The organism is Nocardia sp. NPDC006982 (genome assembly GCF_042869435.1).
Classification (GTDB): domain Bacteria; phylum Actinomycetota; class Actinomycetes; order Mycobacteriales; family Mycobacteriaceae; genus Nocardia.
In genome coordinates this window covers 817,480-840,076 of the sequence record NZ_JBIAFV010000001.1, presented here as the reverse complement: position 1 = coordinate 840,076, position 22,597 = coordinate 817,480, and the positions used below count along the sequence as shown (strand labels likewise).

The 22,597-nt window shown below is 65.7% G+C and carries 15 protein-coding genes; 14 read left to right on the top strand and 1 reads right to left on the bottom strand.

The window, feature by feature from the left end; all coding sequences use genetic code 11:
- Positions 1-54: 54 nt before the first annotated feature.
- Positions 55-1,122 carry an alpha/beta hydrolase gene (locus ACFYOW_RS03655; protein WP_387284174.1) on the top strand — a complete coding sequence of 356 codons (1,068 nt, stop codon included), beginning with the start codon at positions 55-57 and terminating at the stop codon, positions 1,120-1,122.
- A gap of 60 nt (positions 1,123-1,182) precedes the next feature.
- Here the strand turns inward: ACFYOW_RS03655 and ACFYOW_RS03650 are convergent, their stop codons facing one another.
- Positions 1,183-2,400: a PucR family transcriptional regulator gene (locus ACFYOW_RS03650; protein WP_387284172.1), complete on the bottom strand. Its 1,218-nt coding sequence runs from the start codon at positions 2,398-2,400 to the stop codon at positions 1,183-1,185.
- A gap of 828 nt (positions 2,401-3,228) precedes the next feature.
- On the opposite strand from ACFYOW_RS03650, the gene ACFYOW_RS03645 reads away from it, so the two are divergent.
- From ACFYOW_RS03645 to ACFYOW_RS03585, 13 genes are all read left to right on the top strand, one after another.
- Positions 3,229-3,492, top strand: coding sequence for an acyl carrier protein (locus ACFYOW_RS03645; protein ID WP_387284170.1), 264 nt, complete (start codon positions 3,229-3,231; stop codon positions 3,490-3,492).
- Between the two features lie 3 nt (positions 3,493-3,495).
- Positions 3,496-9,558 (top strand): aminotransferase class III-fold pyridoxal phosphate-dependent enzyme, encoded by a 6,063-nt coding sequence (locus ACFYOW_RS03640; RefSeq protein WP_387284168.1) that lies wholly within the window; start codon positions 3,496-3,498, stop codon positions 9,556-9,558.
- Complete coding sequence (locus ACFYOW_RS03635; protein WP_387284166.1) at positions 9,555-10,394, top strand: hypothetical protein; 840 nt, start codon at positions 9,555-9,557, stop codon at positions 10,392-10,394. Before ACFYOW_RS03640 ends, ACFYOW_RS03635 begins: the two co-directional genes overlap by 4 nt.
- Entirely contained in the window at positions 10,391-10,645 is a 255-nt protein-coding gene (locus ACFYOW_RS03630) for an acyl carrier protein (protein ID WP_357479644.1), read from the top strand. The genes ACFYOW_RS03635 and ACFYOW_RS03630 overlap by 4 nt, the downstream gene beginning before the upstream one ends.
- The gene (locus ACFYOW_RS03625; RefSeq protein ID WP_387284163.1) at positions 10,642-12,357 is read left to right on the top strand and encodes a fatty acyl-AMP ligase; all 1,716 of its coding nucleotides are present in this window, start codon (positions 10,642-10,644) and stop codon (positions 12,355-12,357) included. Before ACFYOW_RS03630 ends, ACFYOW_RS03625 begins: the two co-directional genes overlap by 4 nt.
- On the top strand, positions 12,354-13,757 hold the full coding sequence (locus ACFYOW_RS03620; RefSeq protein WP_387284161.1) for a cytochrome P450: 1,404 nt from the start codon (positions 12,354-12,356) through the stop codon (positions 13,755-13,757). Before ACFYOW_RS03625 ends, ACFYOW_RS03620 begins: the two co-directional genes overlap by 4 nt.
- Entirely contained in the window at positions 13,754-16,477 is a 2,724-nt protein-coding gene (locus ACFYOW_RS03615; protein ID WP_387284159.1) for a PEP/pyruvate-binding domain-containing protein, read from the top strand. Before ACFYOW_RS03620 ends, ACFYOW_RS03615 begins: the two co-directional genes overlap by 4 nt.
- Positions 16,474-17,796, top strand: coding sequence for an aminotransferase class I/II-fold pyridoxal phosphate-dependent enzyme (locus ACFYOW_RS03610; protein WP_387284157.1), 1,323 nt, complete (start codon positions 16,474-16,476; stop codon positions 17,794-17,796). Before ACFYOW_RS03615 ends, ACFYOW_RS03610 begins: the two co-directional genes overlap by 4 nt.
- Before the next feature lies 1 nt (position 17,797).
- Positions 17,798-19,201 (top strand): nucleotidyltransferase family protein, encoded by a 1,404-nt coding sequence (locus ACFYOW_RS03605; protein WP_387284155.1) that lies wholly within the window; start codon positions 17,798-17,800, stop codon positions 19,199-19,201.
- Positions 19,198-19,920, top strand: a complete 723-nt coding sequence (locus ACFYOW_RS03600) for an HAD family hydrolase (protein ID WP_387284154.1) — start codon at positions 19,198-19,200, stop codon at positions 19,918-19,920. Before ACFYOW_RS03605 ends, ACFYOW_RS03600 begins: the two co-directional genes overlap by 4 nt.
- A complete protein-coding gene (locus ACFYOW_RS03595) occupies positions 19,905-20,846 on the top strand; it encodes a diacylglycerol/lipid kinase family protein (protein WP_387284152.1) in 942 nt (313 codons plus the stop codon). Before ACFYOW_RS03600 ends, ACFYOW_RS03595 begins: the two co-directional genes overlap by 16 nt.
- Positions 20,843-21,619 (top strand): SDR family NAD(P)-dependent oxidoreductase, encoded by a 777-nt coding sequence (locus ACFYOW_RS03590; protein WP_387284150.1) that lies wholly within the window; start codon positions 20,843-20,845, stop codon positions 21,617-21,619. The genes ACFYOW_RS03595 and ACFYOW_RS03590 overlap by 4 nt, the downstream gene beginning before the upstream one ends.
- Before the next feature lie 166 nt (positions 21,620-21,785).
- A complete protein-coding gene (locus tag ACFYOW_RS03585; protein WP_387284148.1) occupies positions 21,786-22,259 on the top strand; it encodes an HAD-IIIC family phosphatase in 474 nt (157 codons plus the stop codon).
- The last annotated feature ends 338 nt before the right edge of the window (positions 22,260-22,597 follow it).

The following is a 22,597-nucleotide window of genomic DNA, read 5'->3' as shown; positions in this document are numbered from 1 at the left end:
GACGAGCACAAACCGTGCGAGTCGACGAACGCCAGGGTTCTGGAGGAAGTGAAAATGAAACGAAGTTCCGCTGGACGAACGGCTGCTCCGGTTGTCGATTCGGGCCGAGCGAGGGGTGAAATACGTTGCCGCCGTTGGGTGCACGCGTTCGCTGCGCTTGCTGCGGTGTTCACTATAGTTGTGGTGCCGTCGGTCGCGAACGCCGATGCGTCGTCGTCGATCACCGGGTCGTGGGCCGAGGATGATCGCACTGTGCAGCTGCGGGTGTATTCCGCTGCCATGCAGCAGGACATCATGGTGAAGGTGTTGCGTCCGGCGGATCGGTCGACGCCGCGACCGACGTTGTATCTGCTGAACGGTGGTGGGGGCGGGCAGGACAGCGCGACCTGGCAGAAGAACACCGATGTGCTGAAGTTCCTCGCCGACAAAGATGTGAATGTGGTTCAGCCGGTGGGTGGCAAGTGGGGCTACTACACCGACTGGCGTACGCCGGATCCGAAACTTGGTCTGTACAAATGGAAGACGTTCCTCACCGAGGAGTTGCCGCCACTGATCGATGCCGAACTCGGAACCACGGGCGTCAATGCCATCGCGGGACTGTCCACCTCGGGCACCTCGGTATTGCAGTTACCGATCGCGAAACCCGGTCTGTATCAGGCGGTTGCGGCCTACAGCGGTTGCGCCCAGATCAGTGATCCGATCGGGCAGCAGTTCGTGAAGCTCGCGGTGGAGGGCTGGGGTGGGGGCGATACGGTGAATATGTATGGGCCGCCGAATGATCCGATGTGGGCGGCCAACGACCCGTACCTGCATGCCGAGCAGTTGCGCGGCATCCACCTGTTCATCTCGACGGGGACGGGTGTGCCCGGCATGTATGACCGCTACAACGGCAGTCATATGCAGCCCGGGCCGCGCGGGTTCTTCAACCAGCTGGTGATCGGCGGTGTCATCGAATCCGCGGTGAACTGGTGCACCCAGAACCTGCGCAGCGAACTGGATCGGCTGGGGATCCCCGCTACTTACGATTTCCAGCCGACGGGCACCCATTCGTGGGGGTACTGGCAAGAGGCGCTGAAGGATTCGTGGCCTGTGCTGGCCGAGGGGCTCGGCATTCCCTCCTGATAGGGAGGCCCGCCGGACGATCATCCGGCGGGCCTTCCCTATCAGGTGCGTGCGTCGGTGTCACGTGCGGTAGGTGCGCGCGACCAAGGCGGAGCGCAGATACCAGAGCCCGGACGGTTGTGACGGGTCGAAGCCGGTGAGTTGTCCGATGCGCTTGAGTCGGTAGTCGACGGTATTGGTGTGTACGTGCAGCACCCGGGCGGTGCGCTGGCGGTTGAGGTTATTGCCGATGTGGCGTTGCAGGGTCTCGAGCAGTTCGGGGTGTTCGTCCAGCGGATTCAGCAGCGAACCGAGGTATTCGCGGCCCGGGCCCGGCCGGGTGAGTTGGTATTCGAGGGCGAGTTCGTCGAAGCGGTAGAGCCCGGCCACGGCCTGTAGCCGCTGCACCATGTCCAGGAGTTCGTGTGCCTGGTCGGCGGCGTTCGGAATCTGTTCCGGTGTGGCGACGACCATGGTCGCTGTAATGCCGACCTGCGCGGCGTGCGAGAGCCTGGCCACCACCGCGTCGAGCTTGTCGTTGTCGAATTGGGCCGAGGGGATCAGCACGGTGCCGCCGTCCACACTCAGCAGCGACAGTGCGCTCGCGCCGCATTGCGTGGCGAGTTCGGCCTGCAGCCGACGCAACTTGCGCCGGGCCACCACCTGGGCGTCGAGCATAGGATTGTGCTCGTCGCGATGCGGTGGAATGGCAACGGCGAGAACGTCGTACGACTCCGCGATGGCGATTCCGCATTCGCGCGCCATAGTCGAAGTGCTGTGCCCGCCGAGCAGCGCGGAGGTGAGGGTGTGCACGGCGGTGTGGTGCTCGCTCACGACGGCGCGCAGTTCGCGGATGTAGGCCACCGAGATCGCCGAGGTGAGCTTGTCGAGCAGTTCGACGACCATCTTGGCTCCGTCGACGAGATTGTCGTAGTCCTTGATCGTCGCACTGGAAACCACCAGCTCGAGGCCCATCTGGAAGCCCTCGTGGATGGAATGCAGGATGGTGTCGATCGGTACGCCCTCGCGGGCCCAGCCCGCCGCATGGTCTTCGAGCCGCTGCACCTTCTCCGGGATGTCTTTGCCGTCGAGCATGCTGACCGCGATCTCGAGGCAGACGCGGGTGCTGGCGGTGAAGTCGCCGGTTATGGCTTCCCCTGGCATCGTCGCGCACGGGATGACGTTGTCCACGAAGTGGCCGACCATCTGCCGGGACAGCGCGCGGACGTCCTTGAGCGGGGACGACATCGGCTTGCCCGAAAGGGTCAGGGTCGGCCTGGTCGAGTGGTCGACGGACATTGGCGACTCCTTTTTGGCCACGGGTGTAGCTGTGTGGAGCATTCACAGTAACTGCCCGGGGTGGCATGTGGACCGGTTCGCTTGGTTCTGTGAGAGTGCGCTATCCGGGTGGTCCGGCGCTTGTGACCGGTCACAGCGCTTCAGAGGAGCTACCGGCGGGTAATGAGAGCCGTCACATCCACCGTCGGGACCAGAAGTTAGCCGAGAGTTCGGGCGGTGCGCGTGTCCGGCCGTGCGACGTAAAAACGCCGTTACGCGGCTTTGTATCCGACGCGGAATGTGTTACCGCTCAATCCAAAACAAAAGTACCGATAGGTCGGTTCGGAAACTCTGCTGTCCGCTCAGTGAACCGGGTATGAACAGCGCATTTATTGACAAATGATCCCGCGCCGCCGCCGATGGTCGAATTGACGAATTGTCTGTGACCGTGAATCGTGGAATGAATTGTCTCAGACGCCGCTTCGTCACGCCCCCTTTTCGGTGGGTGTAGCCGAGTTCTGCGCATGCCGACAAGCTGCATTAGCGAAATGGTTGCTGAAAGCTCGAACCGGCTCTGAGTCGCGGCTATTCACATTGCCAGTCGTAAATCATCGGTGTACAGATGTGTGCATGCACCGCTGTGATTGCTAACAGTTGTGCGCATGGACGAGATATTGGACGTGACAGTCCTGATTGCCGTATCGGAGGGCAAGTGATCGCAGTCTCGGCTGACGCTGGATTCCGCACTGAGCAGCCAAGATTCATGGTTTTTGCGACGGAGTCGATGTTCTGTACCCGCGTCGCGCGAGCAGCGGACGCGACAGGTTCGAGCGCGTGGGAGGACGTGCGATGACCGGGTTGAACGATGTCGGTACTAGGGTGTGCGAACTCTTTTCGCGGGGATTGCAGGTGCCGTCGATCGATGTGAATACGCCGTTGCTGGATTATGGCCTGGACTCGGTCCGCTCGGCGGAACTGGTCATAGAACTCGAGCGCGCGTTCGGGATAGAGATCTCCGACGCGGAGGCTGCGACACTGTACACCGCGCGTGACGTAATCGACTGTGTGGTCGCAAAGTCTGCCACCGACCGGCACTCTGGTATTGGGGCATAGATCATGTCGGCAGGTGTTCTGTTTTCGGAACAAATAAATTCCCCCGCCATTGTTTCCGAAGACGAATTATTCGATGATTTCGCCCGGCACAACCGTCCCGGACTGGCCCGGCTGCTACGTGCGTGCCACCTGGATGTCGTGTATGCGGGTGCCGAAAGTGACTATCTGATCCGGTCGGACGGGACCCGGGTATTGGATCTTGTCGGCGGTTTCGGTGCGGCGCTGTTCGGGCACAACCATCCGGCGCTGGTGCGGGTGGCGACGGCCCGGCTGAATCAGCAGACCCCGTTCGTCTCCCAGGGCAGTGTCCGGCCCGGGGCCGCGCGACTAGCCCGAAGGCTTTCCGAAGCGGTGGCCACCGAGAGCGGTCGCGAGTACGTGGTGACGTTCGGGTCCACCGGCGCCGACGCGGTGGAGGCGGCGATCCGGCATGCGGCGGTGGCGCACGCCCGTGTCCTCGCCGATCTCGAGACCGAACTGCGGCGCACCCTGCGCCGGGTTAGACGCGACGGCCTGCACGATGTTCGCCCGATTGCCATGGGCGACAACGGCTCCGACGACGACGCGGTCGCGCAGATGCTCACCGAATCGCTGCGCGAGATCGACGAATTGCGGCGGCGCGGACCGGTTTTCGTCTCGCTGACCGGCGCCTTCCACGGCAAGACCGCCGGCGCGTTCGCCCTGACCGAGCACGCCGATACGCCCGCGGACCTGGTGGTGCCGGGTCCGGAGCGGCGCAGGCTCGACACCTGGGAGCCGGACGCGGTGACGAATGCGTTCGCCGATGAACTGCGTCCGGTATGCCGGATCACCTTCGATGGCACGGGTCGGCCGGTGCTGTCGCGGACCACGATTTCGCCGATCGCCGCGGTATTCGCCGAGCCGATCCAGGGTGAGGGCGGGGTCCGCGAGGTTCCGGCCGCGACCCTGCGGGCATTGCGGAAGTTGGCCGATCGGCACACGGCGGCCCTGGTATTCGACGAGATCCAGTCGGGCATGGGGCGCACCGGAACCTTCCTCGCCTCATCGCCGTCGCAGGTGAGCGCGGACTACTACCTGCTCTCGAAATCGCTGGGCGGCGGGCTGGTGAAGATCTCGGCCCTGCTGGTCGACCGGCAATGCTCGATCGCCGACTTCGGCCGATACCATACCTCGACCTTCGCCGATGACGATCTGTCTTGCGCGGTCGCCGACGCCGCACTGGACCTGCTGCGGGACAACCAGATCCGCATCTGCGATACCGGTGCCCGGCTGCGCTCCCGGCTCGACGCGGTGGCACGGCGGTGGCCCAAGGAGATCCTCGCCGTGCGGGGGCGCGGGCTGCTGCAGGGCATCGAACTGTCGCCACCGGAACCGACATCGGCGCTGCTGCGCGAAATATGCGATCCGGAGCTGTTCGGATACGTGGTGGCGGGGTATCTGCTGCACGTCCACCGGATCCGGATGCTGCCGACGCTCTCCGCGCCGACCACACTGCGCATCCAGCCCTCGGCCTTCCTCGCCGAGGCGGAACTGGACCGGCTTACCGCAGCGCTCGACGAGCTCGCCGCACTGCTGCACCGCGGCGACTACGTCCGGCTGCTCGCACACCTGGCCGCACCGGTCACCACGAATTGGCCGGTGCCGGAACGCCGATCACCATCGCGGCGGCGCACCCATAAGGTCGCCCGCGATTGGAATGCCCCGACCAGGGTGGTATTCCTGGCCAATCTGCCCGATGCCGCGGATCTGCGCAGATTCGCACCGGAGCTGGCCGAATGGTCCGACGGCCAGTTCGCCGCGCTGTTCGAACGGCTGCGCGGGGTAGCCGAACCCTTCGAACTGACCAGACAGCTCGTCACGTCGCCGACCGGCGCCACGGTCGAGGTATGCCTGATCGCGGTGCCGATTTCGGCCGAGCAGATCATCGAATGCCAGCGCGCCGGACATCGCGCCTGGCTGCGCGATCTGGTGCTGGAGGCGGTGGAGCAGGCAATCGCTCTGGGCGCCAGCGTAATCGGGCTCGGCGGGTACACGTCCATCGTCACCGATGCCTCGCGCGACGTCGTGGAGGACACGGTCAAGGTGACCTCCGGCAATTCGCTCACCGCGGCCTGCGCCTACGAGGTGGTTCGTACCGAACTCGCTGGCCTCGAACCGGGCCATCGCCGGATCGGCATCCTGGGGGCGCTCGGCAATATCGGTGCGGTGATGGCGGAACTGCTTGCGCCGCTCGCGGATTCGGTGACCCTGGTCGGGCGCGCCGGATCGGCGTCCCGGCTCGAGCGGGTGGCCGCAGGCCTGCCCGGCGCGGTGACGGTCAGTGAGGACTTGACCGCCCTGCGTACCTGTCGCATCGTCCTCACCGCCACGAATTCGGCCGTGCCGGTGGTCACCGCCGATGTACTGGCCGACGACCATCCGGTGCTCCTGGTCGATCTCGCGGTCCCCGGCGATGTGGATCCTGCGGTGTCCCGGCAACCGAATATCACTCTGGTCTCCGGCGGGCGCATGGCACTGCCGCTCGGCCAGACACCCCCGTTTCCCGAAACCGGACTGCCCGCGGGAGTCGTCTATGCGTGTATGGCCGAAACCGTTCTGCTCGGTTTCGAACCGCGCACGGCGAGTCCGTCCTACGGCGGCCTGACCGCGGCAGGCGTGCGCGCCGCCCGCGACCTTGCCGCTCGTCACGATGTGCGCCCGGTTCTGCTTCCGACAGGAGCTCCCACCGTGTCCGAAACTCCCACCGCAGCCACCCCTGCCCCGATGTTCCTCGGCGCGGCCGATTTCGCCGCGGACCGCGCCGGCGGCAAGGCGGGCACCCTGCACGAATTGACCGTGGCCGGCTTCGAGGTGCCGCCCGGATTCGTCGTCACGGCCGATCTAGACCTGGCCGAGGTATCCGATGCTGATCTGACCGGCTGGGTACGGGCGCTGGGCGGCTTCCCGGTCGCCGCGCGTTCGAGTGGTGTGCTCGAAGACCTCGACGACGCGAGTTTTGCCGGTCAGTACGAGTCGTACCTCGATATCACCGATGTCACGGCCCTGCGCGAACATATCGAGCAGTGCCGGGAATCGGTGCACAACGAGCGAGTTCGCACCTACCTGGCCCGGCGCGGCTATCGCGAGGCCGGTGCATCGGTCGCCGTTCTGGTGCAGCGCATGGTCGATGCGCGTTGTGCCGGTGTCGGTTTCAGCCTCGATGCGCTCACCGGCATCGAGGACCACGGGGTCGTCGAAGCTTGCCGGGGACTCGGCGAACGACTCGTCTCCGGACATGTCACACCGACCAGGTACACGCTGCGACTGTTCGACGGCACCGTGGTCGAGCGGGATGCGGGCGATGAGGATGTCGAGCTGAATGCCACCGCCACAGCCGAACTCGCCGCCCTCATGCTCGCGGTGCAGGCGCACCGGCATCGCCCGCAGGACATCGAATGGGCCATCGACGGCGACGGGAAACTGTGGCTGCTACAGGCGCGGGCCATTACCGCGATCAGCTGGCGCACCGATATCGACCAGTTCTCCGACGCGGATCTGCGCGACGGCGGCGTCTCGGCGCGGGTCTGCACACCGATGATGTTCTCGTTGTACGACAACGCCTTCCAGTACTCGATGCAGCAGTTCTTCGAACGGTTGAAGCTCATCGAACCGGGCGCGGAACCGGACTGGATGGCCATGTACTACGGCCGCGCCTACTGGAATGTCAGCGCGGTGAAGAAGTGCTTCTTCCGCATCCCCGGCTTCGACGAGCAGCATTTCGACGACGACCTCGGTGTGCTCAACGACTACGGACCCGACGGTCCGCACCGCACCCCGACGAATGCGAAGACCATTGCCAGGGCGCTGCCCGCGGCGCTGGCCGTGCAGAAGAGCTACCAGGATCAACTCGCGGCGGTCGATGCGTTCGCGGCGCAGTGGCCCGCGAAATACGCGGTGTGGCGCGAGCGTGTACGCGAACTGCCGCACACCGATGAGGCCACCTTCGTCGCGGATCTGGCGGACTGCCTGCTCACCTTCCACGCCGCCACCGAGCGCACCTACTTCACCACCATCTACAACAACTCCAGCGTCCAGACCGACTTCAAGCAACTGCTCGACAAGGTGGATGCCGCGACCGATGGGACCACCTCGGCCATCGACTTGATGGGCGGGCTCGCCGATATCAGCCATATGCAGCTGCAGCGCGGCATCGTCGAATTGCACCGGGTGGCAGGCGATCACGGCCTGGACAGTCCCGAATGGACCAAGGCGGTCGATGCCTTCCTCGAAGAGCAGGGCTTCCACGCCGACGCGGAACTGGATCTCACCAGCCCGCGCTGGTCGGAGGCGCCCGAGCGGGTGCGTTCGATGATCGCGGTCATGCTCGAACACGGCACCGCGCCCGCCGATCCCGATGTGACGCTGGTGGATCAGCGCAAACGCTACGAAAACGAACTCGCCGCGGTGCGCGCCCGGGTGCGAGCCAAGCCGCTGGCGCGGGTGAAACACGCCAAGGCATTGGATAAGCAGATCGAGCGGATGCGCCGGTATCTCGTTGCGCGCGAACGCATGCGGGAGTTCTCCTCGCAGTGCTATGCCATTGTGCGCGCGTACGTCGTGGAGGCCGGGGTGCGCCTGGCTGCCGCGGGCACGCTCGAGCAGGCCGATGACGTGTTCCAGCTGTCGATCCACGAGCTGTGTGATCTCGCGGCCGGGCGGGTGGATATCTCGACGCTCGCACCGCAGATCGCTTATCGGCGTGCGGTTTACGCGGGTTATCGGGATCTGGTGCCACCGCATGAGCTGGGTGGTGGTGTCACCGTGGGCGCGGTCCGCGAGATCGGCGACGGCGATCTGACCGGACTGGGTTGCAGTCCAGGTATTGCGGAGGGCGCCGCTCGGGTGATCACTTCGCTGGCCGATATCGACCAGCTGCGCGAGGGCGACATCCTCGTCACCCGGTTCACCGATCCGGGGTGGACGCCTGCCCTCGGGCTGGTAGCAGCGGTGGTGACCGAGGTTGGCGGGATGCTCTCGCATGCGGCGGTCATCGGGCGCGAGTACGGAATACCGGCGGTGCTGAATGTCGCGGGTGCGACGACCGCGGTCCGCTCGGGTCAGCGGATCCGGGTCGATGGCGGTGCGGGGGTCATCAGCGTGCTGGAGACCGCGGTCTCGTCCGAGCCGGTTGCGCCGCCGTTCGGTTCGGGCAACGGGCAGGGACTCGATGCCATCGCAGATCCCGAGCGGTCGCGGGAACGTCTGCGCCCGGTCCTTGACGAGCGGCAGGTCCCCGACGAGCGGCAGGTCCCCGACAAGCGCCCAGCCCCCGACAAGCGGCAGGTCCCCGACGAGCTGCCGATCAGCGAGCCGAATGAGCCCACCCCGCCGAAACCTGCAGTGCCATTGCGCCCCGCCGAACCCAAGCAACCGCCCCCGGAGCGCCCACGCCCGGCGGCCCCCAGAACGGATGAACCACTGACCGCACGCAAACGCCTGATCTGCATCGCCGGTGCCGACGGATCGGGTAAGACCACCCAGGTGGCCCGCATCGCCGCGGAATTCGAGGCGCAGGGCCAAAGCGTTGCCGCCGTGACCATTTGGGACGCGTTCCTGGATCCGAAGGTCTCCTCGAAGCTGCCGTGGCGCAGTCCGTCCGAGATCTACGGCTACCTGAAACTGCTGTCCCCGCTGAGTCGCGCGCACTTCCTGTTCCACGCCATGCAGTTGTCCTTCGACCTCGCTGCCGAACGCGGCCCGGACATCCTGCTGGCAAATGCCTACTGGTACAAGTACTTCGCCACCGAGGTCGCACACGGCGGCGATCCGGCGGTGCTGCGCAAGCTGGCGTCGGGTTTCCCGGAACCCGATCGCACCTTCTACCTCGCCGTCAGTCCGCAGGATGCGTTGGGGCGCAAGCAGTTGCGCAGCGACTACGAGAGCGGCTACGGCGACGAGGAGACCTTCCTGGCCTTCCAGCGGCGCAGTCACGATGTGCTGGAGGCTCTGTCGGAGGAGTTCGGCTGGATCCGCCTGGACGGCACCGACACACCCGCCGACATCACGAAGGCTGTGCTCGCCCAACTGCGGGAGGACGACCGGTGACCCGTCGCGTCGCGATTGTCGGTATCGACGGTGCAGGCAAGTCCTCGGTCATGGCACGGCTGCGCGAATTGGCGCCGGGCACAGGTTCTTTCGCCTCGATGACCTGCCCGGACTTCCACAACACCCGCAATGTGCCGCTGACGGACCTCTCCGAGCAGCTCAAGGCATTCAGCGTCGGATGCGATGAAATCGGCAGCCTGGAAATGAAGGCCACCGCGATGTATCTGCAGATGACGCTGTTCGGTCCGGTGGAGCGGCACTTCTTGAGCACCTGGTCACCGGATGTGCTGGTATTCGAACGGCATCCGCTGATCGAATTGCTGGTCTACGGGCCGCTGTATGTCGCGCTGGCCCGCCCGGAATGGAACGGTCACGATCGCGCCGACGAGATCGCGGCCGTGCTGGAGCGCCACCGGCCGGGCACCTTCGACGACATCCTCGCCTGGCAGCGGTCGGAATCCACGCGTCTGGGCACTTCCCCGGATATCTGGGAGCTGCTGTCGGAGATCGCGGATCTGGTGCGCCGGGATGTGACCGAAGCCGTCCCCGGCTTCGCCGACCGCTTTCGCACGACACTGCCCGACGCGGTGCTCTGGCTCGATGCGCCGCCGGAACAGGCCGCTGCGCGGTGTGCGGAACGTTCGGGGAACGGGCCGAAGGAGGCCCATGAAACAGCAGAGCGGCTCGGAGCCCTGCGTGACGGATACCTACGGGTACGCGACACCCTCGCGGCGGCCTTCCCCGAAGTGGGATTCCACCGCATCGACACCGGCGACGGCGTCGATCTCGAGGAGTCGGTCCGTGCCTGCGTGACGGAAGGGAAGTTACTCGGGTGAGTACTCAGGCAGGTACCCCGGCCACCGAGATCGAGGCGCGGGTCCGCGCCATTGTCGGTGAGGTGCTGTGGGTTTCGGCGGACGAGATCGACGCGTCCGCGCAATTGATCGACTACGGACTGGATTCGCCGACCGCTATCGAGCTGACCATTCAGCTGGAGCAGGCCTTCGGCATCGTCATACCGGAAGACGCTGCGGCACAGCTGAATACGGTCGGCGAGATCGTGCGATACGTGCGGGGTGAGCAGTGACGGAATTGGTTCCCCAACATCCGACGATCGTGCATGCGCTACTGGCCAACGCCGAGCGTGGCGCATCGGCACCGTCCACGATTTTCGTTCCGGAGCGCGGCGATGCCGACGGTGAAATCGCCTGGCGGCACGACGATCTCGCGGCCGCTGCGGGACGCACCGCGGCCGCTCTGGCCGCCGAGGGGGTCGAGCCGGGAGATCGGGTGATGCTGTGTCTGCCCACCTCCCCGGAGTTCGTCACGGCGTTCTTCGGTGCGCTGATGCTCGGCGCGGTGCCGACCGCGGTGGCGACGCCGGGCGGGTTCGGTTCGGCGGATATCTTCCGCGACAAGTTCACTCGGCTGCTCGGCTATCTGGAACCCGCGGCGGTGGTCGCGACGCGGTCGGTGCTCGCAGGGGGAGCACTGCCGGACACCGTGGCCGCCATCGATGGCGATGTGCTGCACACCCGGGCTTGTTCGCCGAACGCGCCGACGTTGGCGCCCAGACTTCCCGAACCGGGAGATCTGGCGTTCATCCAGGCGACCTCCGGTTCGACGGGAACACCGAAAGGTGTGCAGATCACCCACGCGAATCTGGCCGCCAACTGCGAACAGATCGCACAGGCCGCCGCGATGGGCGCTGGCGACACCTGGGTCGGCTGGCTGCCGCTGCACCACGATATGGGGCTGATCGGCGGATTCCTGACGCCGGTCTTCCGTGGCATCGACGCGGTGCTCATGCCGCCGAGCCGATTCCTGCGCAGTCCGGGGGATTGGCTGCGTGCGGTCACCCGGTATCGCGGAACATTCACGGCGGCACCGAATTTCGCATACGGATATGCGGCCGCCCGGGTTACCGACGCCGAACTCGACGGCATAGATCTGTCGAGCTGGCGGTTCCTGTTCTGCGGCGCGGAGCCGATCCATCCGCCGACCGTGCAGAGTTTCGTCGACCGGTTCGCGGCCTGGGGACTGCCGAAGGATGCGTTGGTGCCCTGCTACGGCATGGCAGAGGCATCCCTCGCGGTCACCGTGAATCGCCCGCACGCGCCGGTCGCCTACGACTCGGTGTCGCGCCGGGCGCTCACCGGAAACGGTGTGGCCCTGGACATTCCGGAAGACGACCTCGATGTGATGCATATCGTCGACTGCGGCGCACCGCTGCCCGGTACCGAGGTACGCATCGTCGACGAGGACGGCGCGGTGTGCGGTTCGGACGTGGTCGGCCGCATCCAATTCCGCGGCCCATCGATGACCATCGGTTACTTCCGGCTGCCCGAAGAGACCGCGGCCGCCACTCGGGACGGCTGGTGGGACACCGGCGATATCGGCTACCTGCGCGAGGGCAGGCTGCGCATCACCGGCAGGCATAAGGACCTGATCATCATCCGCGGCGCGAACTACCTGCCCACTGATTTCGAGCTCGCCGCACAGGAAGTCGCGGGTGTGCGCCTCGGTGGTGTCGCGGCCGTCGGACATGCCGATACCCGAGGGCTGTCGGAGGAGTTGCATCTCATTGTCGAATCCGGTGCGGAGGCGACCGAACACGATGCGTTGCGCCGAGCGGTGCGGGTCGCGGTGAGCAAGCGCACCGGCGTGCTGCCCGCCGGGGTCCGGGTGGTGCCGCCGCGCAGCATTCCGAAGACCACGAGCGGCAAGGTGCAGCGCGCCGAGGCCAGGCGGCTTTTCCTGGCCGAGGACGATCTGGTCGGTGCCGGAGGCCCGGCATGAGTGTGCAGCCGAAGTTCCGCGGCCGCAGGCTCGGCGGTCCGGCGCTGCGACATCCACTGGGTGCGTATCCGGATTACCGCGCCGACCCGCTCGCACTGTTCTACGAGCAGGCCGTCGCGCACGGCGGCAGCGTCCGGCTGCGACTGGTGCATCAGCAGATCCATATGCTGGTCGAGCCGGAGCACATCAATCAGGTGCTGGTCACCAATGCGGCCAAGTACGAGAAGGGGATCAGCTATCAGAGCCTGAACTACTTGCTCGGCCCCGGACTCCTGACCAGCGGCGGCGAACTCTGGAAACGTCAGCGCGCCTTGATCAAACCCGCATTCTCCCGCCGTCACGTCGACACCGAGATTCCGCTCATGGTCGAGTGCGGACAGCGGATGCTCGATCGTCTCGATGCCTACGCCGCGACAGGCACGGCCTTCGACCTGGTCCCTGAGGTGATGGGTTTCGCGGCCGATGTGGTGTGCCGCGCGGTCATGGGCTCCGATATCGACGGTGTCCTGCCCCAGATCGAAGACGATGTGCGCGAAGGTGTTTCGTGGGTGATGCGGCATATGGCCGCACCCATCCAAGTCCCGCCGAATGTGCCGACCCCGGCCAATCGCCGCTTTCAGGGGGTTCGCGAACGACTACATCGCGTGGTGGACAGCGTCATCCAGCGTCATCGAGAAGCCGATGCCGAAGCGACGTCCCTGCTGGCCCGATTGCTCGCGGCCCGCGATGATGCCGGGCACGCCATGGATGACGCGCAACTGCGTCACGAGGTACTCACCTTCCTGCTCGCCGGACACGAGACCACCGGCGGCGCGATGGCGTGGACCATCTACGAACTGGCCCACAACCCGGCGGCGCTCGCGCGGGTACGCGACGAGATCGATATCGCACTCGCGCTGACCGACGGTGTCGACCGGGCCCTGCCCGCACTGGAGCTGACCGGGCGCGCGATCGACGAGGCCATGCGTCTGCACCCACCGGCGTGGGCATTCAGCCGCACCGCCGTGGAACCGGACAGCTTCGACCGCTTCGATCTGCAACCGGGCGCGATCGTGGTGATCAGCCCGTTCGTGAACCACCGCTTCCCCGAATTCTGGGATTCACCACTGACCTTCGATCCGGACCGGTTCACCAAGGAACAGACCAAGGCCCGCCCGCCGTACCGCTACTTCCCGTTCGGCTGGGGCGCACATCTGTGCGTCGGCCAGCATATGGCGCTGATGGAGGTGCGAGTGGGCATCGCAATGCTGTTGGCGCGCTACGACATCGAACTCGTCAACGGGATGCGGGTGCGGGAGAACCCGGAGATCTCCAATACCCCCGATCCGGTACTCGTGCGGCTCACCCGGCGTGCGTCCGCGGTGCCGTCGGCCACGACCATGCAGGAGGCCGCGCAATGACCGGAACCACCGTCAGCGATACCGCACTGGCCGCCGATGCGACGATGGCGCCGCGAGTGGGCGCCAAGGCCGCGAATCTCGGCAGGCTCGTAGCGGCCGGCTACCGGGTGCCACCGTTCGTGGTGCTGAGTGCCGCCGCGTGTGCGCGCATCCTCGAACCGATCCGTGGATCCATCGCCGACGCGCTGGATTCGCTCGAACACACCGATCCGGCGTCGTTGCGGGCGGTGTCGGAGGAGATCCGCACGATCATCCTTGCTCAGCCGATCCCAGCGGATATCAACACCGAGCTGGGCGCGCAGGTGCGCGAAATCGTCAAGCGCACAGCACAATCCGGTGCTCGCCTGGCTGTGCGTTCCTCGGTGAGCGGTGAGGATTCGGCGACGGACTCCTTCGCGGGCCAACTCGATACCCTGCTGAATGTCGCCCCGGCGGACGTATCGGCGGCGGTGCTGGAAGTGCTCGCCTCGGCCTACTCGGAGCGGTCACTTTTCTACCGAGCGCATCGTGGACTGGACAACACCGAGATCGACTGCGCCGTCCTGGTTCAGGTGCTGATCGACAGCGCGGTCTCCGGCGTCGCCTTCAGCTGCAACCCACAGACCGGTGACCTGGGCGAGGCCGTCGTCTCGGCGGCCCTCGGCCTGGGCGAAGGTGTAGTCGCCGGAACCGTGGAGTGCGATACCTACTTCGTCGACACCGCCGCGCGCACGATCGTGTCCCGTTCGGTGGCCGAGAAGCAGAGTCGGGTCGCGGTGGCGGCCGATGGTTCCGGCACGGTCATCGAGCAGATCGCCGCGGTCACCGATCAGGCACTCACCGACACGCAGGTGGTCGAACTCGTCGATACCGCAACAAGATTGGCCAAGGCTTTCGGCGCGCCACAGGATGTCGAATGGGCCTATGACGCCCACGGCGTGCTGTACCTGCTTCAAGCCCGCCCGATCACCGCGACCGGTGCCCGGGAAACCATTTTCGACAATGTGAATGTCGCCGAGTCCTATCCCGGTCTTTCCAGCCCGCTGACCTTCTCGATCCTGCGGAATGCCTATGAGCAGGTGTTCCGGGCCTGTCACAAGGATTTCGGCGCAACCGACGCCATCGTCGACCGCAATGCCGCGAGCCTGTACCCCTATTTGGTCGGTACCGCGCACGGCCGCATCTACTACAACATCAGCAACTGGTACCGGCTGTTCCTGCAGATCCCGGGTATGGAGTTCGCCATCGAAGGCTGGGAGGCGGCGCTCAATATCGAGAACCGCTACCAGCGGCCCGCCGCGCCGAAACGCGGGCCGGCACGGGCGAAGATGTATCTGCTGCGCTTGCGTATCGCCGCCATCATCACCGTTGGCTGGCTGCGGCTACCGCGGCGGCTGCGCGCGTTCTTCACCGAACTCCAGGCCTTCACCGCCGATCTGGACCACCGGCTCGACCCGGAAACACCGGAGCGGGAACGGGATCCGGAAGCGTTACTGGAGTGGATGGAACGCTGCCTGCACGAACTCGTCCCCGCCTACGCGGTGCAGATCTTCAATGACTTTCTGGCCCAGCAGATGTTCCACGTCGTGGGTCTGCTGCTGGAACGCGAAGGCCTCACCGAAACAGCCGCCAGCACTTTGCGCAATGAATTGTTCTGCGGCGAAGAAGGTGTCGACAGTGTCGACCCGGTCCGCTCGGCGCTCGCATTGACCGCAACGGTCCGGGCGGGTGCCGCGCTGCGTGAGCTGTTCGAGGGCCCGCTGGAACCGCACGAAGTGTGGAAAGCCCTGGCACAGCGCGAATTCGCCGATTTCCGCGGTGCATGCCTGCGGCATATCGCCCTGTTCGGCGACCGCACCGTCGACGAGCTGAAGCTGGAAACCGATCCGCTGGGCGAGCATCCGGAGCGACTGGTTCCGATGCTGCGCAACTACCTGCGTGGCGGTCAGAACATCGATGAAATGGCGGCGCGCGAGAAGCAGATCCGCCGCGACGCGGAGCGCACCACGGGGCGGCTGTTCCATGGAAAGCTCCTGCGACGCTTGGCATTCCGGTTCGCACTCGGCCGGGCACGCGAACATGTGAAACAGCGCGAGAATATGCGGCTGGGTCGCAGCCGCTCCTTCGGCCTGGTCAAACGGGTATTCCGGGAATACGGCAGGCAGATGCACGCTGCCGGACTGCTCGAGGATCCGCGCGATATCTTCTGGCTCACCTACGAGGAGATCGCGGCCCTCACCCGGGGGACCGCTGTCGATACCGATGCGGCGCGCACGGTCGCCACGCGCAAGAGCGATCACGAGCGGTGGCGCATCGAGCAACTGCCGTCGAGGATCGTCACCGCCGGAATCGCGGCCGTCGGCATCAACGATCCGGCCTTCGACCATCCGGCTCCCGTCGGCGATTCCGGCAGTGTGCTGCACGGAATCGGTTGCGCGCCGGGCCGAGTCGAAGCTCCGGCACTGGTGTTGACCACTCCGGAACCGGATGTGGTCGTCGACGGCCAGATCCTCGTCGCGGCCAGTACCGATCCCGGTTGGGTCTTCCTGATGGTGGCTGCCGGGGGATTGGTCAGCGAGAAGGGCAGCCCGCTTTCCCATACCGCCATTATCGGCCGTGAACTCGGCATTCCCACCGTCGTCGGCGTGCCTGGCGTCACCCGGCTGGTCGCCAGCGGGGATGTGCTGATTCTCGACGGCAAGGCCGGAACCGCAACCATCGTTCAGGAACACAGCTCATGACATCCACCGCAGCCGCACCGCACGAGACCGCGCACGGCGAGAACTTCAGCCTCGAGCACTACCTCGATCCCGCCGCGCACACCTTCGAGCAGCGCTTCGAGGAATTCCGGCCATACGTCGCGAACGCGCGCGGCACCGGATTCGTTCTCCGTGAGATCACCGGGCCGGCGGGTCCGGTCGTACAGGTTCGCGATCCCGACGGCGACGCGGTCCGCGACCTGATCATGTTGGGGTCGAACAACTACCTCGGCCTCGGCAACGAACCGGAGATCGTCGAGGCCGCCGTCCGGGCCGTGCGCGAATTCGGTGTCGGCCACGGTGGACCGCCACTGCTGAACGGCACCACATCGGTGCACCGGCGGCTGGAGGAACGCCTCGCCGAGACCAAGGGCTGCGAATCCGCGCTGGTGTTCTCCTCCGGCTACGCCGCCAATGTGGGCTGGGTGACCGGTCTGCTGCGCAAGGGCGACATCCTGCTCTACGACGAGCAGAGCCATGCCAGCCTCTATGACGGCATCCAACTCGGACGGGTCCGCTCGATGGCATTCGAGCACAACGATCTTCGGCATCTGCGGCACCGGCTCATGCAGATCCGCTGGCGCAATCCGGGCGCGAATATCGTGGTCGCCGTCGAGGGCGTGTATTCGATGGACGGCGATATCGCACCGCTGCCGGAGATTCGGGCGCTGTGTGATTCGTTCGGTGCCTGGCTGGCCATCGATGACGCGCACGGCACCGGTGTGCTCGGCGCGCACGGCCACGGCACCGCCGAACATTTCGGCATGGGGGCCGGATCGGTCGAGCTGCACATGGGCACCTTCTCGAAGGTGTTCGCCACTACCGGCGGTTTCGTGGCCGGGTCGAAGGATCTGGTGGACACGCTGCGGTTCTTCGCGCGCTCGTACATGTTCTCGGCCTCGCTGGCACCCGCGGTCGTCGCCTCGGTACTCGCCGCCATCGATTTCATCGACGCGCATCCGGAGCGGATCCGCCAATTGCACGACAATGTCGACTACTTCGTGCGGGAACTGCGTCGAATGGGCTTCGCGGTCGATCCGCAGACCGCGATCATCCCGATCCTGGTGCCGCAACGCCTTGCCGTCGCCGAGGTCGTCGCGGCGCTGCACGCCGAGGGCGTGTTCGTCAACGGCGTCGAATTCCCGGCCGTCCCACGCGAACAGCAGCGACTGCGGGTCAGCATGATGGCCACGCTCAGTCGCGACCAGCTGGATTTCGCACTGGCGAAGATCTCGGCCGTGGCCCGCCGCTTCGCCTTCCATCCCGAGCAAATCGGTCCGACCGAAGAAGGGATCCGCTGATATGACCGGAACCGAAATCGCCGCGGGCGGCACGGCTTCCGAACGCCTGCTCGTGCACGCGGCCCTTGCCGACCCGAGTCAGGACGAACGCGCCGTATTGGCGAAACTCGCCCACGAGATCACCGACTGGGCCGAGGTTTTCGAACTCGCCAAGCTCAATGCGACCGTCCCGCTGGTGCAGCGTCGGTTGGAGTCCGAGGAGCTCTACGACCTCGTGCCCGAGCTGGTGCTCGCACATTTCGCCGGCGTGACCGATCACATTGCCGCCGTGAACGATCGGCGCCTGGCCGGTGCCAGGGAACTGTTGCGCCGCTTCGACGAACGCGGCGTGCGCTGCGTGGTGCTCAAGGGCATGTTGTTCTCGGCGGAGATCTACCATGATCCGCGCTACAAGCGCATGAACGACCTGGACATCCTCGTCGAACTCGATCAGGTGGACACCGTCATCGAGATCTACCGGGAGATGGGACTTTTCGCCACTTCCGAACTGCTTGGCAAGGCACCGAAGGTCCGCGCCGAACGCTCACACCACCTGCCGTCGTTCGTCTCCCGTGACGGATCCCTCGTCGTCGGCACGCACTGGGGCCTGATCACTCCGTTGGCTCCGTACACCGTCGACTACGCCGCGATCTGGAAGCGCGTGCGGCGCATCGACTTCTACGGTGTGCCCGCCTGGGCCATGTCGCACGAGGACAACCTGCACCACCTCGGCATCCACCTGCCCTACTACAAGACCGGTGTACGCGAACTCGCCGACATCTGGAACCTGGCCCGCTACGCCGATGACCTCGACTACGACCTGCTGGCCGGTGAAATCGCCAAGGCGGGCAGCGAAAGCCTGATGTACCACGCCCTCTCACTGGCCGATCGGCTCGTGCCCGAACCGGAGCTCGCGGCCTTGATCAGCTGGATCGCACCGAAGATCAATCGCTTCACCCGCTACGACACCGCGCGCAAAACCGCCGATATCCATGCGCTGCTGCGCAGCCGCTCCACCCACACCTCACGCATCGAAAAGGCCTATACCGAATTCAATATGACCGCCGTCGCGAGCGAAAAGCGTGACCGCTTCGGCCGCCTGTGGTCGGATCTGCTGCTGGTGCCCGGCGCCGAAGCACGCAAGATGAGTTCGCTGCGCGACCCAGCGCCGCTATCCGATCTCGGCGCCCGAATCTCGGCCCCCTACCGGCTGACTCGCGTTTTCCAGCGCGACCTGGGCCGCTGGCTGTTTCCGGCGGCTCTGGCCAAGACCGTCTTCGATCTCGGCGCCGCGTATGGTTCGGAGCTGGCGAGCCGGGCCGGAATCGGTACCGCCGCGACCGAACGGCCCGGCATCGACGAATACGCGGCCCAGCTGGGCCTGACCCGCGCCGATCTCCAAGCGGTACTGGACAGCCAGGAATGAACCGCACAGTGCTGTGGGACCTGGACGGCACCTTGGTGCGGTTGCATCGGCGCCGGTTCAAGGCACTGATGCCGCTGGCGGCCGCGCAGGCATTTCGCGAGTTGAGCCCACCGCAGCGTTTTCTGCGTGTCCTGCCCGGCGTGCTGAAGCAGGTGCGGGCCAACGACACCGAGCACACCAACACCGACCTGATGGTCCGACTGCTGTCCGAGCGGCTGCGGGTCGCACCTGATGCGGTGGCGAGTCAACTGAAGAGCCTGGCGGAGACGGGTTTTCCGCGTCTGCGCGGTTGCTTTCCACCGGAGCCGTCGGCACTGGATACGGTCACCCGGCTCCAGGAAGCGGGCACGGTACAGGTCGTTGCGACCAACCCGCTGTGGCCCGACAGCACCGTCACCGCCCGGCTCGGCTGGGGCGGCTACGACCCGTCCGCGTTCACCTTCCGTACCAGCGGCGAGAACATGCGCCGCTCGAAACCACGCATCGAGTTCTACCGGGAACTGCTCGACCGGCTCGGCGCGGAACCGGGGGAGTGCGTGATGATCGGCAACGACGCCACCAACGACGCACCGGCGGCACTTCTCGGGATCCCCGTATTCCTCGTGAACGCGCCGGAATCTGCTGTTGCACAGAAATATTCGGATCTTGTAAGTGCGGGGGATTGGCCTCGGCTGCGCGAGTGGCTGGGTATCGAGGAGAAATCATGCTCGTCGTCCTGAATCCACAGTCCAATGCCGGGACCGCGCTGCAGCGGTGGCATCCGGTGGAAGACGTGCTACGCGAACGGAATACCGATCTCACCGTCGAAATGCCCAGTGACGCAGAACAAGCCATGAAACTGGTCCAGGCGAGCCTCGAGTCGGATCCACCCGAGGTGATCGTGGCGGCGGGCGGCGACGGCATGGTCAACCTGGTCCTCAATGCGATCATGGACCCGGCGACCGACCGACCGCGACAAGGCGCGGAATCGGTCGCACTCGGCGCGATCGGTCTCGGCAGTTCCAACGACTTCCACAAACCGGGGCGACCGGGGCGAACGAGTATCGCCGATATCCCGGTACGGCTCGGCACACCCGAGCTCGTCGACGTCGGCAAGGCCACCATGCTGCTTCCGGACGGCACCCGAACAGTCCGATACTTCCTGCTCAATGCGAGCATGGGACTCGTTGCGGCAGGCAATCATTCGTTCAACAACGCGCGCGGGCTGGTCGGCTGGCTGAAATCCCGCAATGTCGAGGCGGCCATTATCGCCACCGCGCTGAGCAATATCGCCACCCACAAGCCACTGGCCGTCCAACTGCGCGGATCCGACTGGGTGCACACCGCACCGATCACGAATGTCGGTGTGCTCAAGAGCGTGCACTTCGCCGGTGGCATGTACTACGACACGCTGGTCACCCGTGCGGACGGCATGTTCGATGTGAATATCTGGGAAGCCGCCGGACGGGCACGGATTCTGGGCCTCATCGCAGGTCTCTACCGCGGCAAGTTCAGGGGCTCGGCGCTGGCCACCTGCCGTCGCGACACCGCGGTGGAACTGCGGCCCGCCGCACCCGCACCGCTCGAATTGGACGGCGAGATCACGATTGTGGAATCGGCCCGGTTAGAGGTGGTGCCGCGCGTATTGCAGGTGTGTGCGCTGTGACCGTTGTCCTGGTGACCGGGGCCGCCAACGGTATGGGCGCGGCGACCGTCGAATACCTTGCGCGCCTCGGCTATACGGTCGAGGGCGGCGACAAGATCGCGCGGGATGGCGTGCGTGCGGTCGATGTCCGCGATACCGAGGCGGTGCGCAGTTGGGTGAAATCCGTGCACGCACGGCACGGCCGCATCGATGCGGTGGTCACCTTCGCCGCCTACGGCATTGTCGGTTCGGTGGAGGAGACCGATCCGGACGAGGCCGCCGCACTTATCGATACCAATGTGATCGGCACTCACCGCGTGCTGCGCGAAGTGCTGCCGATCATGCGTGCGCAGGGCCACGGTCGGGTGATCGTGGTGAGCTCCGGTGCGGGTGCGATCGCCGAACCCTACGGCGGCTGGTACTCGGCCACCAAGGCGGCCATCGAACGTCTAGGTGAGGCGATGCGGATGGAGACCGCGGGCTTCGGCATCCACGTCTCGATCCTCGCGCCGGGGTGGACGGTCACCCCGATCATCGATTCGGCTGCGCGCGTTGCCGACCCGATCGAGGCATACACTCCGGATCGGACTTCGGTGCTGTCGCGCGTCACCGGATATCTGGAGCAAGGACAATCCGCGGAGATGGTAGCCAGGAAGGTGCGGACAATCCTGGAAGCATCCGAACCGCGCCAAACCTACCTGTGCGGCAGCGACGTTCGGCTCTCGTTCTGGACCCGGCGATTCACGCCCGCTCGGTTCTACGAACGGCTCGTTCGCCGCTACTACGGCCTTTGACAGGAGCATGCACGGGCAGTACCGGTAGTATCACCTCGGCCGCACGGGCTCCCAAGAAAGCGGGGGCTTGTCCGGTACGTGCCGTTCGCTGGATGGTTTTCGCGGTAGCCCATCTGCCGACGACACGGCAGGAGAGGCAGCGATGACCAACCGATAGGGGCAGGCGATGGCACCGGCTCTGAGATGTCTTGTCTGGGAACTGGACAACACCCTCTGGGATGGTGTCGTCTGCGACGCGACCAGCAGCGCACCACGCCCCGCCGCTCTGCGCACGCTGCACAAGCTCAGCGAGCGCGGCATCTGGCACGCCGTAGCCAGCCGCAGCGACCGCGACCTCACCCTCAAAAAGCTCTACCGCCACGGCCTCTACGACATGTTCTCGGCCATCGAGATCGGCTGGGGCCGCAAATCGGCGTCGCTATTGCGGATCGCACACACCCTCGGCCTGGAACTGGACACCATCGGTTTTATCGACGCCGAACCGGTCGAGCGAGCGGAGGTCACCCGCGCACTCCCGCTCGTGCGCTGCTACGCCGCCCGCAACGCCGATGTGCTGCCCGCACTTCCCGACTTCCGCCCGGTACTGCGCACAGGCCCATCGCCCACGCCGCCCATGGGGTTCGCGAGCGTCCGGGGATAGGGCCCGCTTACAAACGGGATCAAGATCAGGTGGAAGCTGTGGCGGCACCCTCCGATCACTGATCGCCTCTGATCACTGCCCCTGGGAATCAACCATCTAGTCGCCGCGGTGTCGGCCTTCTCGTTCACGCTCCGAGCGTTCTCGCTCGCGTCGCTGGTGCGTTGATCTGTCCCGTTCGGTGTCCGCCTGCGTTCGTGTGTGGTCAACCCCGAGCAGCTTTGGCGGGCTGTTGCTGTTGAGCCCCAGAATGCCCATGATCTCCGGCGACAGCCCAGCCTCTCTAGCCATCGCTCCCCGGTCTCGCCGAGGATTTGAATCGAACTGCCCAGGGACTGGCG